Raw genomic sequence first — 14,933 nt, forward strand, 5'->3', positions numbered from 1 at the left:
CATGGCTTGTTACGCACGGTCTAGATCTAAGGAATTTTATATGCAAAGGAAAAAATTATTGTCTGTTTGTGTTGCCATGGCGTTAAGTAGCCAGACATGGGCTGCGGATACTTCAATACCCGACTCAACCGAAAAAACACGTAAGTCCAGTAAGATAACATGTCCGGCAAATATTCATTCCCTGAGCAAAGAGCAGCTAGAAAATTTATCCGCGGAGTGCAGAGAAAATAAAGATAGTGCAGTTTTACCATGGGCAGCTGCAGGTCTTGCTGCAGTAGCTACGGGAATTGCTATATATACCTTAAGTGACGATGACAATCACCACCATAATAACTCCCCAGTTCCGGATGATGGCGGTGATACGCCTGTTCCGCCAGACGACGGCGGTGATACGCCGGTTCCGCCAGATGACGGCGGTGATACGCCGGTTCCGCCAGATGACGGCGGTGATACGCCAGTTCCGCCAGATGACGGCGGTGATACGCCAGTTCCGCCAGATGACGGCGATGATACGCCGGTTCCGCCAGATGACGGCGGTGATACGCCAGTTCCGCCAGATGACGGCGGTGATACGCCAGTTCCGCCAGATGACGGCGGTGATATGCCGGTTCCACCAGATGACGGCGGTGATACGCCGGTTCCACCAGATGATGGCGGTGATACGCCAGTTCCAGACGACGGCGGTGATACGCCTGTTCCGCCAGACGATGGTGGCGATACCCCGGTTAAACACGATCCTGTCGTCTATAAAAATGACGTAACCTGGGATCAGGACGCGAAAACCGTCAAAATTCGCGAAACCACCTTTACCTACAGCCAAAATGCCGATGGGAGCTACACCTTAACGGCGCCTGAGGGCAAGGAGACGATAGTTAAGTCCTGGACAGTCCATGACGACAGCAACACCGTTGTCTTTGATGGCGTAAATACCTCAGGTGGCATCACCTGGAGTTACGACGATGATGGACTCATCCACATCACTAAAGAGGCCGGCGTCGTTGTTGACGGCACAACCGGGAATGCGATTGAGTTTGGTAACGCGATCATCACCGATCAGGGCGGCAACACGGCGCTGAATGGCGGTACTGTCATGACGGTTGATGGTGACAACATCACCCTCAACAACGACGGCAAAACGACGGCCATCGGAGAAGGCTCGGTTGTCGGTATACTCACCGGCGACAATATCACCATTAACAATAATGGCGAGACGGAAGTTGATGGCGGTACCGCGGTAATCATCAATGGCGATAATACCAAGCTAAACACTGCGGGCGACTCGACCATCACCAATGGCGGTACGGGTAGCCTTATCAATGGCGATAATGCGCGGGTTGATAATAAAGGTACTATGACCGTTGACGGTGCGAATTCCACTGGCTCGAAAGTTGTCGGTGACGATGCCATCATCAAACAGGAAGGCGACTTATACGTTAGCGGCGGTGCGCACGGTATTGACGTTGTCGGCAACAACACGTTCGTCAGCAACAAAGGTAATATTACGGTCGTCGAGGAAAACTCTATCGGCATGCTGCTTGATGGTGATGGTGTCAGCGTGATCAACATGGGTGACCTCAATGTTGGTCAGGCCGCTACAGGTGAAAATGCAATCGGCATTCAGATCGACGGTAATAATGCGACATTTGTTAACGTTGGTGATATTACCGCGACCAACGCCGGAACCGGTATCAGCGTTGCAGGCGATAAAGCCAATATTTCACTTGCGGGCGGGTTAGACGTTGGGGATTTCTCCACCGGTCTTGATGTCTCTGGTGATAATAACAACATGACGCTGTCGACTTATGGGCTGAATGTGACAGGGCAAGAAGCGACAGGTGTTAATGTTTCGGGTGATGGTAATACTATCGAAATAGCGGGCAGTATTCTGGTTGATAAAGATCAGAAAGCTGATAATGCGCAGCCTTACTTCTTTAATCCCTCAACCGGGGTAAATATCAGCGGTGACAACAACGACGTCACGCTGGATGGTCAGTTAACCGTTGTTGCTGATAGTGAAACCACGTCGCGTTCCTATGCGAGTTACGACGGTGCTCAGGAACACATTGCGGGTATTGTTATTGCTGGCGATGACAATACCTTTACGCTTAATGGCGGTGTTCATTTTGTCGGTGAAAAAAATGTCATGGATGATGGCTCAAAACCTGCCGCATCTCGTCGTGGTATCGGAGACACACCGCTTATTAACGTTGATGGGCATTCCTCGGTCTACCTGAATGGTGAGTCAACCATCAGCGGCGAGTTCCCGCTGGGGTTCGAAAATCTCATTCAGTTGAGCCATGGCGCGGAGCTGGAGATTGGCGCTGACGCAACGTTTGATATGAGTGATGTGGATTCTTTCACTTATTATTATCGTGTAGCGTTATCCACCATTAGTATTGATTCTGGTGCGAAGGCGACAAACAACGGTGAAGTGGAACTGAAAAATATCGGTTTTGCGGCTGCCTGGAATAAAGATTCAACGGTAATCAATAACGGATCCATTGGCCTGGCGATGTACGATTTTGGTACCGACCCGGCACCAAAAGTCTTTGACGTTGAATACGGTGGGATTGGCGTTAACAATGGTACCATGACCACCAAAATGATGAATCAGCACAGTGTGCTGAATTATCCGGCAGAGTGGAACTTGTCTGATGGTACCTCTTTCAATAACAAGGCATTAGGGCTGACAGGTATGCTTGCCAGCTACTCGTCATCCATTCTGAACGGCGAAACGGGTATTATTGAGATGTATGGTCGTGGCAGCGTGGGGATGTTGGCTATCGATAAATCAACCGCGGATAACGAAGGGCAAATCACCCTGGATACGCTGTGGGTCGATGAAAATGATGAAACATCGCTGCGTAATAATGTTGCAAATAGCACGGCGAAAGATTTCGGTGTGGGAATGGCTTCAGGTACCGATGCCTATAATGGGGCATTAACTAAAGCCACGGCAACCAACCACGAGAATGGTGTGATTACTGTCTACAACGCCGGTGCGGGGATGGCGGCGTATGGGAATACTAATACGGTCATTAACCAGGGAACCATCAACCTGGAGAAAAATGAAAATTACAACGATTCTCTCGGTGTGAATAAACTCGTCGGCATGGCGGTTTATCACGAAGGCACCGCCATTAATGACCAGACAGGCGTAATCAACATTAACGCGGAAAATGGTCAGGCATTCTATAACGATGGCACTGGGCTTATTATCAACTATGGCACAATTTGTACCTTTGGCGTTTGCCAGGGGGCCGATGAATATAATCCAACGGATAATTATATTGCCGATTTATATGATGATGGCGATGTATTAAGTTCTGCGGGTGAGACCGTATTATTATCGTCAGGTGCGATTATCAACGGGGATGTCACCAGTGCGGGTGCTGTTAAAAATGGAACGATCAGGATACTCGAAAATGGTGCGCTGGTTAACGAGTCGAGCGGAACCATTAGCTCAGCCATCGTCGTGAATGAAGGCGGTGCGTTAACCAATGAAGGTGTATTGAACACGGTGACTCTGGAAGGAGGAACCTTCAATAACAACGGAACGCTTAATGACGTCGTAAAAATTGAGAAAAACAGCAACGCGGTAATTAATAATACCGGTTCACTGTCAACCTTACAGCTTAACGATGGCACGGTGAATAACAGCGGTATCGCGTCGGCGCGCGTTAACGCCCAGGGCGATGCTGTATTCAATAACCTTGCAGGCGGCGAGGCGCGTAAAGGTGCCATTCTCTATAACTCTGCGGTGGTGAATAACGCGGGGACCTGGAAAATGGGTTATCAGGATGAAAATAACAATGCCGGGACGCTGGATATTGACGACCAATCAACGTTCAACAACAGCGGCAAGCTCATCCTTGATAACAGTAAAAACGCCATTCGCTTCCAGGGAAGCAATGCTAACGCCACGTTATATAACACCGGTGAAATGACGCTGGATGCCGCACTTGGCGCGGGCGCTATTCACTATGACGACGGCGCCAGCCAGTTTATTAACAAGGGCGTGGTGGATGCGAAAGTCACTGTGGCGGTAAGTACCGCTGGTGCGACAGAAAGCGATGCCTTCCTGTGGAACCAGGATGGCGGGGTGATTAACTTCGATAAAGACAACGCCAGCGCAGTTAAATTCACCCACAACAACTATGTTGCCCTCAACGATGGCGTGATGAACATCAGCGGCAACAATGCCGTGGCGATGGAAGGTGATAAAAACGCACAACTGGTTAACAACGGCGTTATCAATCTCGGCACCGAAGGCACCACCGATACCGGATTGACTGGTATGCAACTGGATGCCAATGCCACCGCCGATGCGGTAATTGAGAACAACGGCACGATCAATATTTTTGCTAACGACTCGTTTGCGTTCAGCGTACTGGGCACAGAAGGTCATATCGTTAACAACGGTACGGTGGTGATTGCCGACGGCGTGACTGGTTCGGGGTTGATTAAGCAGGGCGACAGCGTGAATGTGGAAGGGGTGAACGGCAACAGCGGTAACAATACCGAAGTGCATTACACCGACTACACGTTGCCGGACATGCCAAACACTTACACCACTTCACCTTTCAGTGAAACGACTGATAGCGGTAGTAGCGATGGCAGCAGTAACAACCTCAACGGCTATATCGTCGGTACCAACGTTGACGGCAGCGCCGGTAAACTGAAGGTTAACAACGCCAGCATGAATGGTGTCGGGATCAACACCGGTTTCGCCGCCGGTACGGCAGACACCACGGTCAGTTTCGACAACGTGGTGGAAGGCATCAACCTGACCGACGCCGATGCCATCACCTCAACGTCCGTGGTATGGACCGCCAAAGGCAGCACCGATGCCAGCGGCAACGTTGACGTCATCATGAGCAAAAACGCCTACACCGATGTGGCGACCGATGCTTCGGTGAACGATGTGGCGAAGGCACTGGATGCGGGTTACACCAATAACGAGCTGTATACCAGCCTGAACGTGGGCACCACTGCTGAACTGAATAGCGCCCTGAAGCAGGTGAGCGGTAGCCAGGCGACCACGGTATTCCGTGAAGCGCGTGTGTTAAGCAACCGCTTCAGCATGCTGGCGGATGCCGCGCCGAAGGTGGGTAACGGTCTGGCGTTCAACGTTGTTGCGAAAGGCGATCCACGTGCCGAGTTAGGTAATAATACCGAATACGACATGCTGGCATTGCGTAAAACCATCGACCTGAGCGAAAGCCAGACGATGAGTCTGGAGTACGGTATCGCTCGTCTCGATGGTGATGGTGCGCAGAAAGCGGGTGATAATGGCGTCACAGGTGGTTATAGCCAGTTCTTTGGCCTGAAGCACCAGATGTCCTTCGACAACGGCATGAACTGGAATAACGCATTGCGTTATGACGTTCACAACCTTGACAGTAGCCGTTCGATTGCATTTAGCAACACAAACAAAACGGCTGATACCGACGTGAAGCAGCAGTACCTGGAGTTCCGCAGCGAAGGGGCGAAGACTTTCGAACCGAGCGAAGGACTGAAGGTTACGCCATATGCGGGTGTAAAACTGCGTCACACACTGGAAGGTGGCTATCAGGAGCGCAATGCCGGAGACTTTAACCTGAATATGAACAGTGGCAGCGAAACGGCGGTGGACAGCATCGTCGGGCTGAAACTGGACTACGCAGGGAAAGGCGGCTGGAGCGCGAATGCGACGCTGGAAGGCGGGCCGAACCTGAGCTACAGCAAGAGCCAGCGCACGGCAAGCCTTGCAGGGGCAGGCAGCCAGCACTTTAACGTCGATGACGGTCAGAAGGGCGGCGGTATCAACAGCCTGGCGAGCGTCGGCGTGAAGTACAGTAGCAAAGAAAGTTCGCTGAATCTGGATGCGTATCACTGGAAAGAGGACGGCATCAGCGACAAAGGCGTGATGCTGAACTTTAAGAAAACGTTCTAATTTTTAGCATGTGATACACAAACCGCAACGCTGATACAGGTTGCGGTTTTTTATTGCCGGATGCGACGCTTGACTTATCTTTTGCTGTCTAATGTTTTGGTGTCTTTCAGGACAATAGTGCTACTCATCCAGAAATCTTGTTTACGCCTTCGCATTATTTATCTCTTTTCGTTTCTATACTGATTTTTCTTAATCCGTTTTATTACAGGGCAGGGTGCGATGAGCAGCAATACATTTACTCTCGGTACAAAATCCGTTAACCGTCTTGGTTATGGCGCGATGCAACTGGCAGGTCCTGGGGTTTTTGGCCCCCCAAGAGATCGCCACGTCGCTATAACCGTGCTGCGTGAGGCGCTGGCATTGGGCGTCAATCACATTGATACCAGCGACTTTTATGGTCCGCACGTCACCAATCAGATTATCCGCGAAGCGCTTTATCCTTACTCTGACGATCTGACAATTGTCACTAAAATTGGTGCGCGGCGTGGAGAGGACGCATCCTGGTTGCCCGCATTTTCTCCGGCAGAGCTGCAAAAAGCGGTACACGATAATCTACGTAATCTCGGCCTGGACATACTGGATGTGGTTAACCTGCGCGTGATGATGGGGGATGGTCATGGCCCGGCGGAAGGATCGATTGAAGCCAGCCTGACCGTGCTGGCAGAGATGCAACAACAAGGCCTGGTAAAACATATTGGCCTGAGCAACGTCACACCGACGCAGGTTGCAGAGGCGCGCAAGATTGCCGAAATCGTCTGTGTGCAGAACGAATACAACATTGCTCATCGTGCTGATGACGCAATGATTGAAGCTTTGGCTCGTGACGGCATTGCCTACGTGCCGTTCTTTCCGCTCGGGGGCTTTACGCCGCTGCAATCTTCCACGCTTTCCGATGTTGCTGCGAGCCTGGGTGCAACACCAATGCAGGTGGCGCTGGCGTGGCTGTTACAACGTTCACCGAATATTTTGCTGATCCCAGGGACGTCTTCTGTTGCGCATTTACGGGAGAATATGGCTGCTGAAAAATTGCATCTTTCTGAGGAAGTGTTGTCTACGTTGGATGGTATTTCGCGAGAATAACGAATATACAAAAGGGAAAGATGCATTTCCCTTTTGTTTCTTTTTTAATGGCATGGAGTGCATATGTTTAAGCCCAGGATTTGCAGCTGGATAGGTTTACTCCCCCTGTTTATGCTGAGTCTTCCAGTACAGGCGGAACTTCGATGTGTTGCAAATGCAGTTGATATTGAACCATTTTTTTCTGCGGCTACCGCTGAAGATAAACAACAAGTTGAACAAGCTATCAACAGTAGCGTGAATCTTGTCCCCTTCGGTTTATCTGCATCGGACTGGAAAGTGCATCGTGGCGATTTAGTGGTAGAAGGTAATATAGAGAGTAATCAAAAATTGATTGTTCTTGGCAATTTGACAGTCAAAGGTAATATTTCCACTTTCTCTCTTTCTAATCCATGGGTTATTCTCGGTAACGTGACGGCAACGAATATAGTTACGGATTCACCACTGTTAATTACCGGTTCGATAAATGCAAGTGGACTGGTATTTATCGACTCATATTACGATAATCCGTCTACGATTAAGGGGAGTATTAATGCGCGTGGGATATTTATCAATGACATAATTGCACCTGTTGTTGCGTCTTCGACAAATAGTGAATTCATGGTCCGTGCGAGTGATAAAAATGACACTGAAAATGTCAAAAAAGCGTTGAAGATAATAAATCCTGATGCATATTATTGGGGTCTAATAAATGATGAAGATGCTCTGAAAGAAATTTTTAAGCGAAGCAATATTCGCATGGCAGGGAATGTCTGTAATCAGATGAAAAAAGAAGCGCTGTTTCGCCCTAAGCCTTCTCCTGAGTTAGTGCAGGAATTGCAAATGCTGGATGAAGGCAACGTTGCTGCATTTGAAGGACGAGATATTGCGACATTTGATCTTGCCATAATGCGAACTCTCCCAAGGCTTAAAGGAATTTCAGCTAACCTACGCAAACAACTTATTAATAGCAATGATGGACAAACGATTGCAAGTATGGCGAGATATATGCCTGACAATGAGATTCTGGAGTTGACCGATCAGCAATTGGGTTACCAGCCTGTTGTTCTGGGGTTGCTCGACCGTGAACCGCTCTCTGTCGAAATAATGACGCGAATGAGTCATCTACCTGATGGTGTCGGTCCGTTGAATCTTGCGCTACGTGAAAATCTCCCTCTGGATATCGTCATGACTCTGGCGAAAAGAGATTGGGATATGATCATTCAGGAGCTTTATAAAGATGCGTGGTTATTGCCCGAATCCATTATTGATGGCTATATCCGCAGTGATGATTCCTCTATTCGTCAGGTCGGTGCTGGAGGACAACTCACCTACAATCAGGCAATGCAGTTGGCGAACGATTCATCAAACGATGTTGTCACAAGCTTAGCGTTAAAGCTGGCAGAGATGAAACACCATGGTCAATTGTTGCGGATGACGCCACAAGAGAGTGACAAAATAGCAGTATATTTATACCAAAAATTCGAGAATGACGATGATCTAATAGGTGCGTTATTTTTAGCGTTGCCAGATAACTTACAGTTTAATTTTGTTAAAAGGATGGAGAAAAAATCCCCTGCCTACTTTTGCTGTCGGGATATGCAGATAATTCACTCTGACGCTGCTTTACAACGGTTATTGACACGTTTCAACGATCCTGAGGGGTGGAGTAATCTGGCGAAAAATCAGTATCTGAGCACGTCGATGAAACAAAAAATTTGGCAACGTGCTTTATCGCATCGGAAAAATAATCCCAAAGCAGATTCAGATGCATATGAAACCAGCGCTGATATGATTTTGTCTGAGCTTATCAGCTACGGTGAAGTTGATGACCAGATGCTATTAAATGCCACCTCTCTGATACGTTCGGACGACTGGGACTTTTTAGAGAGAGCATTAATTAGTTGGGATAATTTACCCGCTGTTGTTCTCAAGGAATTACAGCAAAACACGCCACGCAATGATATTTGGGCGAAGTTTTTTCTGAGGCAGGAAAACAGTTCCCGTGCGCAGGTTAACGAAGCGTTACGTGTTTATTATGCACTAGACCCCGATGCGTTAGCACAACTGGATGTACTGGCAAAACAACCGGATCGTATATGGTGGAGTACACTGGCGAAAAGCAATCTCACATTTTTCAAGTTCGGCGCACTTAACAACCGCCACACACCGCCTGCAGTACTGGCGGCAGAAATTGATCCCGAGTGGTGGATTGTGGCGATGAATAATCCCCGTTTTCCAGTTGATGTATTAAAGGCGAGGCTGAAACGTGATCCTTTGCTGGCGTTAGAGCTTGTTAACCCTGAACTGGATTTAGTTCGCCAGCTGGCGCTTAACGGTAAGACGCGCGCAATACGGGAACAAGCGATGAGAAAACTTGATGAGTTGTATTGAATAACAGCGTAATAATTTTTAACCACTTGATTTATTGGGATAATCATTCCTGACAGTGAGTCCCCAATACCTTGATATATTCTGAATTTTTAATGAAGCGTCGTGTTGCGATATCTCCGTCAGGGGAATTGATGCACCATAGCGCAAACCGAATTATCAAGGATTGATAATGACGCTCTACCAGATAAAACCGCTCTTTCAGTCGCTGTTAAGGCCGACGATGTTTTGGCTTTATAAGCACCATGTTACAGCGAATCACATCACTCTTGCTGCACTGGCGCTTTCTCTTATTACCGGATTGCTGTTGATGTTGGTCGCACAACCCATCCTCTTTTTGCTATTGCCCATCGTGCTTTTTATCCGTATGGCACTCAATGCGCTGGATGGCATGTTGGCGCGTGAGTGCAATCTGCAAACACGTCTGGGGGCGATTTTGAATGAAACTGGCGATGTTATTTCCGATATTGCGCTCTATTTACCGTTTTTATTTTTACCAGAAAGTAACGCATCACTCGTAATACTCATGTTATTTTTCACCATATTGACTGAGTTTTGCGGTTTACTCGCGCAGACGATTAACGGTATTCGCAGTTATGCCGGTCCATTCGGCAAAAGCGATCGTGCGTTAATATTTGGGTTGTGGGGGCTGGCCGTTGCCATTTATCCACAGTGGATGCAATGGAATAATCTTTTATGGGGCATTGCTTCAATTCTGCTTATCTGGACTGCGATTAATCGTTGTCGGAGTGTGCTCCTGATGAGTGCTGAAAGATAATGCTGGAAAAATCTCTGGCAACACTTTTCGCGTTGTTAATTTTAGCAACGCTGATAAACCGTTTTCGGGTATGGCGGTTACCGGAGAGAAAAGAGGATGAAGTTACATTACGTATTCGTACCTGGTGGGGTATCGTCATTTGTTTTTCACTGGTGATTTCAGGTCCACGCTGGATGACGTTGACGTTTTTTGCGCTGATAAGTTTTCTGGCATTGAAAGAATATTGTACGCTTATATCCGTACATTTTCCGCGTTGGTTATATTGGGTTATTCCTCTTAACTATTTGCTTATCGGTTTTAATTGCTTTGAGCTGTTTCTGTTATTTATACCTTTGGCTGGGTTTCTGATATTAACCACCTGGCGAGTTTTAGTAGGTGATACCTCCGGTTTTCTGCATACCGTGAGCGCCATTTTTTGGGGCTGGATAATGACCGTTTTCGCCTTGAGTCATGCCGCCTGGTTATTAATGTTGCCAACCACAAATACCCAGGGCGGGGCGTTACTGGTGTTATTTCTTTTGGCGACAACAGAGTCAAACGATATTGCACAGTATTTATGGGGGAAATCCTGCGGCAGAAGAAAAGTGGTCCCCAAAGTCAGCCCGGGAAAAACGCTGGAAGGTCTGGTGGGGGGCGTAATCACCACCATGATTGCGTCACTTATTATTGGACCGTTGCTGACACCGCTAAATACATTACAGGCATTATTAGCGGGTTTGTTAATTGGTATTAGTGGTTTTTGCGGCGATGTAGTGATGTCAGCCATCAAACGAGATATTAGTGTTAAAGATAGCGGAAAACTATTACCAGGACATGGCGGACTCCTTGACAGGATTGACTCATTAATTTTCACCGCTCCGGTATTTTTTTATTTTATTCGCTACTGCTGTTACTGAAGGAAAATAGAGAAAATGGAAAATTCACGCATCCCTGGGGAACATTTTTTTACCACCAGTGATAATACAGCGTTGTTTTATCGGCACTGGCCCGCTTTACAGTCCGGGGCGAAAAAGGTCATCGTCTTATTTCATCGCGGTCATGAACATTCTGGTCGTCTACAACATCTCGTTGATGAACTGGCGATGCCAGATACTGCTTTTTATGCATGGGATGCCCGAGGGCATGGAAAAACTTCGGGGCCGCGTGGTTATAGCCCATCTCTTGCGCGTTCAGTGCGGGATGTCGATGAATTTGTCCGTTTTGCTGCCAGCGACAGCCAGGTTGGGCTGGAAGAGGTGGTAGTGATCGCGCAGAGCGTCGGCGCAGTGCTGGTTGCCACATGGGTTCATGATTATGCGCCTGCAATTCGCGGGCTGCTGCTGGCTTCTCCGGCCTTTAAGGTTAAATTGTATGTGCCGCTGGCGCGTCCTGCGCTGGCGTTATGGCATCGTCTGCGTGGTCTGTTTTTTATTAATTCCTATGTGCAAGGACGCTATTTGACCCACGATCGGCAACGGGTGGCGAGTTTCAATAATGATCCGCTGATCACACGGGCGATTGCCGTCAATATCTTGCTCGATCTCTATAAAACGTCTGAACGTATTGTTAGCGATGCGGCGGCGATTACGCTCCCCACGCAACTTCTGATATCAGGCGATGACTATGTGGTGCATCGCCAACCGCAGATCGATTTTTATCAGCGTTTACGTAGCCCTCTCAAAGAGCTGCATCTGCTGCCAGGCTTTTATCACGACACGTTGGGTGAAGAGAACAGGGCGCTGGCATTTGAAAAAATGCAAAGCTTTATTAGTCGCTTATATGCTAACAAATCACAAAAATTTGATTATCAGCATGAAGACCGCACTGGACCATCAGCGGATCGCTGGCGGCTCCTTTCAGGTGGACCCGTGCCATTATCGCCGGTTGATTTGGCGTATCGCTTTATGCGTAAAGCGATGAAATTGTTCGGGGCGCACTCTGCGGGCCTGCATCTCGGAATGAGCACCGGCTTTGATTCAGGCAGTTCGCTGGATTATGTCTATCAAAATCAACCGCAAGGTAGTAACGCATTCGGGCGCTTAATCGACAAAATCTACCTGAACAGTGTTGGCTGGCGCGGTATTCGCCAGCGCAAAACCCATTTACAAATACTGATTAAACAAGCCGTTGCCGATCTCCACGCCAAAGGTTTAGCCGTCCGCGTGGTTGACATTGCCGCAGGGCATGGGCGCTATGTACTGGATGCGCTGGCAAACGAGCCTGCCGTAAGCGATATTTTGTTACGTGATTACAGCGAGTTAAATGTTGCACAGGGGCAAGAGATGATTGCTCAACGGGGAATGTCTGGGCGGGTGCGTTTTGAACAGGGCGATGCGTTTAACCCAGAGGAACTCAGCGCGTTAACTCCGCGGCCTACGCTGGCGATTGTCTCTGGCCTGTATGAGCTTTTTCCCGAAAATGAGCAGGTAAAAAACTCACTCGCAGGTCTTGCCAATGCCATCGAACCGGGCGGCATTCTCCTCTACACCGGGCAGCCGTGGCACCCACAACTGGAGCTGATTGCCGGGGTGTTAACCAGTCATAAAGATGGTAAACCGTGGGTAATGCGCGTGCGTTCGCAAGGGGAGATGGATTCACTCGTGCGTGATGCCGGATTTGATAAATGCACACAACGGATTGATGAGTGGGGTATTTTTACGGTTTCGATGGCGGTGCGTCGTGATAACTGAACGTCGGAACGTATTGCTACAAGGCGCTGGCTGGTTATTGTTGCTGTCCCCGTTTTTCTTCTTCACCTATGGATCTCTTAATCAGTTCACCGCGGTTCAGGACCTTAACAGCCATGATATCCCCAGTCAGGTATTCGGTTGGGAAACGGCGATCCCTTTTCTTCCCTGGACTATTGTTCCTTACTGGAGTCTGGATCTTTTATATGGATTTTCGCTGTTCGTTTGTAGCTCGACATTCGAACAGCGCCGACTTGTCCACCGGCTTATTCTGGCAACGGTAATGACCTGCTGCGGTTTTTTTCTCTACCCGCTGAAGTTTAGCTTTATCCGTCCTGAAGTGAGTGGGGTGACAGGATGGCTATTTTCGCAACTTGAACTGTTTGATCTGCCCTATAACCAGTCTCCTTCGCTGCATATTATTCTCTGCTGGCTACTTTGGCGTCACTTTCGTCAGCATCTGGCTGTGAAGTGGCGTAAAGTCTGCGGCGGATGGTTTTTACTCATCGCCATTTCGACGCTGACAACCTGGCAGCATCATTTTATTGATGTCATCACAGGGCTGGCGGTAGGTATGTTGATTGACTGGATGGTACCCGTCGACCGTCGTTGGAATTATCAGAAACCTGATCAACGTCGAATCAAAATAGCACTGCCATATGTCGTAGGCGCGTGCGCGTGCATTGTGTTGATGGAGCTAATGATGATGGTTCAGTTATGGTGGTCAGTCTGGTTATGTTGGCCAGTATTATCGCTACTCATTATTGGCCGTGGGTACGGTGGGCTTGGCGCGATAACAACAGGGAAAGATAGTCAGGGGAAACTCCCGCCCGCCGTTTACTGGCTGACATTGCCCTGGCGTATCGGGATGTGGCTATCTATGCGTTGGTTTTGTCGTCGCCTGGAGCCGGTGAGCAAAATGACTGCTGGTGTTTATTTAGGGGCGTTTCCACGACATATTCCGGCACAGAATGCGGTTCTGGACGTCACCTTTGAATTCCCTCGAGGACGAGAGACAAAAGATCGACTCTATTTCTGTGTACCGATGTTGGATCTGGTGGTTCCGGAAGAGAGGGAACTCCGACAGGCCGTGGCGATGCTGGAAACATTACGCGAAGAGCAAGGCAGCGTTCTGGTCCATTGTGCATTGGGATTATCGCGCGGTGCGCTGGTGGTGGCGGCATGGTTGTTATGTTACGGACACTGTAAAACCGTTAATGAAGCGATTAGCTATATTCGAGCCAGACGCCCGCAGATTGTGCTGACAGACGAACACAAAGCGATGCTGAGATTGTGGGAAAACAGGTAAGTGGATTGAGATGTGGACTGAATATCTACAGTCCACATCAAGACCGTGTCCGGTTATGCAGCAACAATGCTGTCGATGGCTGCTTTTGCGTCAGACTGCGCTTTCGCTGCCATTTCCGGACCGTATGCGATCCCTTCGGCGAAGACAAATTTCACATCGGTAATGCCGATAAAGCCCAGGAACGTGGACAGATACGGCGTCACCAGGTCCGTTGGTCCATCTTTGTGGATCCCACCGCGGCTGGTAATAACGATGGCTTTTTTACCCGTTACCAGACCTTCCGGACCATTCTCGGTATAGCGGAAAGTAACGCCTGCACGTGCAACCAGGTCAAAATAGTTTTTCAGCTGAGTCGAGATGTTGAAGTTATACATCGGTGCCGCAATAACGATAACGTCATGGGCTTTCAGCTCGGCAATCAGCTCATCGGAAAGTGCCAGAGCTTCCTGCTGACGCGGAGTCAGCGGCGCATCGCTCGGACGCAGAGCGCCAACCAGTTCGCCATCCAGTACCGGAATTGGATTTGCAGCCAGGTCGCGAACGGTGATTTCATCAGCGGAGTGCTTTTCGCGCCATTGTTCAACAAAATAATCGGACAACTGATTAGACTGAGAGTACCCTGCCAGGATGCTGGATTTAAGAACTAATACCTTGCTCATGGTGTTTCCTTATGGATATTTGAATGGGCGATGCCCCGTTGCTTGTTGACACTTTATTCACAATCCTGCCACAGAGATAGCGCAATAAATCGAAGCCTATGTTCGAATTTATTGAACAACGCATAGAAAGCCGCGATGT

The 14,933-nt window shown here is 48.8% G+C and carries 8 protein-coding genes; 7 read left to right on the plus strand and 1 reads right to left on the minus strand.

Annotated features, from left to right (window positions below; genetic code table 11):
* Positions 1–40: 40 nt before the first annotated feature.
* The 7 genes from ACJHW7_RS03795 (at position 41) to ACJHW7_RS03825 (ending at position 14,135) form a co-directional block, all read left to right on the plus strand.
* Positions 41–5,935, plus strand: coding sequence for an autotransporter domain-containing protein (locus ACJHW7_RS03795; RefSeq protein WP_065311097.1), 5,895 nt, complete (start codon positions 41–43; stop codon positions 5,933–5,935).
* A gap of 219 nt (positions 5,936–6,154) precedes the next feature.
* A complete protein-coding gene (pdxI, locus tag ACJHW7_RS03800; RefSeq protein ID WP_000097791.1) occupies positions 6,155–7,015 on the plus strand; it encodes a pyridoxine 4-dehydrogenase in 861 nt (286 codons plus the stop codon).
* A 63-nt stretch (positions 7,016–7,078) separates the two neighbouring features.
* On the plus strand, positions 7,079–9,385 hold the full coding sequence (locus ACJHW7_RS03805; RefSeq protein WP_000476131.1) for a DUF2773 domain-containing bactofilin: 2,307 nt from the start codon (positions 7,079–7,081) through the stop codon (positions 9,383–9,385).
* A gap of 169 nt (positions 9,386–9,554) precedes the next feature.
* Positions 9,555–10,160, plus strand: a complete 606-nt coding sequence (locus ACJHW7_RS03810; RefSeq protein ID WP_000177502.1) for a CDP-alcohol phosphatidyltransferase family protein — start codon at positions 9,555–9,557, stop codon at positions 10,158–10,160.
* Positions 10,160–11,056 (plus strand): phosphatidate cytidylyltransferase, encoded by an 897-nt coding sequence (locus tag ACJHW7_RS03815; RefSeq protein ID WP_021556766.1) that lies wholly within the window; start codon positions 10,160–10,162, stop codon positions 11,054–11,056. Before ACJHW7_RS03810 ends, ACJHW7_RS03815 begins: the two co-directional genes overlap by 1 nt.
* A gap of 15 nt (positions 11,057–11,071) precedes the next feature.
* A complete protein-coding gene (locus tag ACJHW7_RS03820) occupies positions 11,072–12,829 on the plus strand; it encodes a bifunctional alpha/beta hydrolase/class I SAM-dependent methyltransferase (RefSeq protein WP_021556767.1) in 1,758 nt (585 codons plus the stop codon).
* Positions 12,819–14,135: a phosphatase PAP2/dual specificity phosphatase family protein gene (locus ACJHW7_RS03825; protein WP_021556768.1), complete on the plus strand. Its 1,317-nt coding sequence runs from the start codon at positions 12,819–12,821 to the stop codon at positions 14,133–14,135. Before ACJHW7_RS03820 ends, ACJHW7_RS03825 begins: the two co-directional genes overlap by 11 nt.
* Positions 14,136–14,188: 53 nt before the next feature.
* Here the strand turns inward: ACJHW7_RS03825 and azoR are convergent, their stop codons facing one another.
* A complete protein-coding gene (gene azoR, locus ACJHW7_RS03830; protein ID WP_000048948.1) occupies positions 14,189–14,794 on the minus strand; it encodes an FMN-dependent NADH-azoreductase in 606 nt (201 codons plus the stop codon).
* Between the last annotated feature and the right edge of the window lie 139 nt (positions 14,795–14,933).

Source organism: Escherichia sp. WS1152 (genome assembly GCF_046487665.1).
Taxonomy (GTDB): domain Bacteria; phylum Pseudomonadota; class Gammaproteobacteria; order Enterobacterales; family Enterobacteriaceae; genus Escherichia; species Escherichia coli.

Bases quoted from the DNA above. Each gene is read 5' to 3' on its own strand.
- ACJHW7_RS03795 (WP_065311097.1), top strand. From the start codon at position 41: ATGCAAAGGAAAAAATTATTGTCTGTTTGTGTTGCCATGGCGTTAAGT.
- pdxI (WP_000097791.1), top strand. From the start codon at position 6,155: ATGAGCAGCAATACATTTACTCTCGGTACAAAATCCGTTAACCGTCTT.
- ACJHW7_RS03805 (WP_000476131.1), top strand. From the start codon at position 7,079: ATGTTTAAGCCCAGGATTTGCAGCTGGATAGGTTTACTCCCCCTGTTT.
- ACJHW7_RS03810 (WP_000177502.1), top strand. From the start codon at position 9,555: ATGACGCTCTACCAGATAAAACCGCTCTTTCAGTCGCTGTTAAGGCCG.
- ACJHW7_RS03815 (WP_021556766.1), top strand. From the start codon at position 10,160: ATGCTGGAAAAATCTCTGGCAACACTTTTCGCGTTGTTAATTTTAGCA.
- ACJHW7_RS03820 (WP_021556767.1), top strand. From the start codon at position 11,072: ATGGAAAATTCACGCATCCCTGGGGAACATTTTTTTACCACCAGTGAT.
- azoR (WP_000048948.1), bottom strand. From the start codon at position 14,794: ATGAGCAAGGTATTAGTTCTTAAATCCAGCATCCTGGCAGGGTACTCT.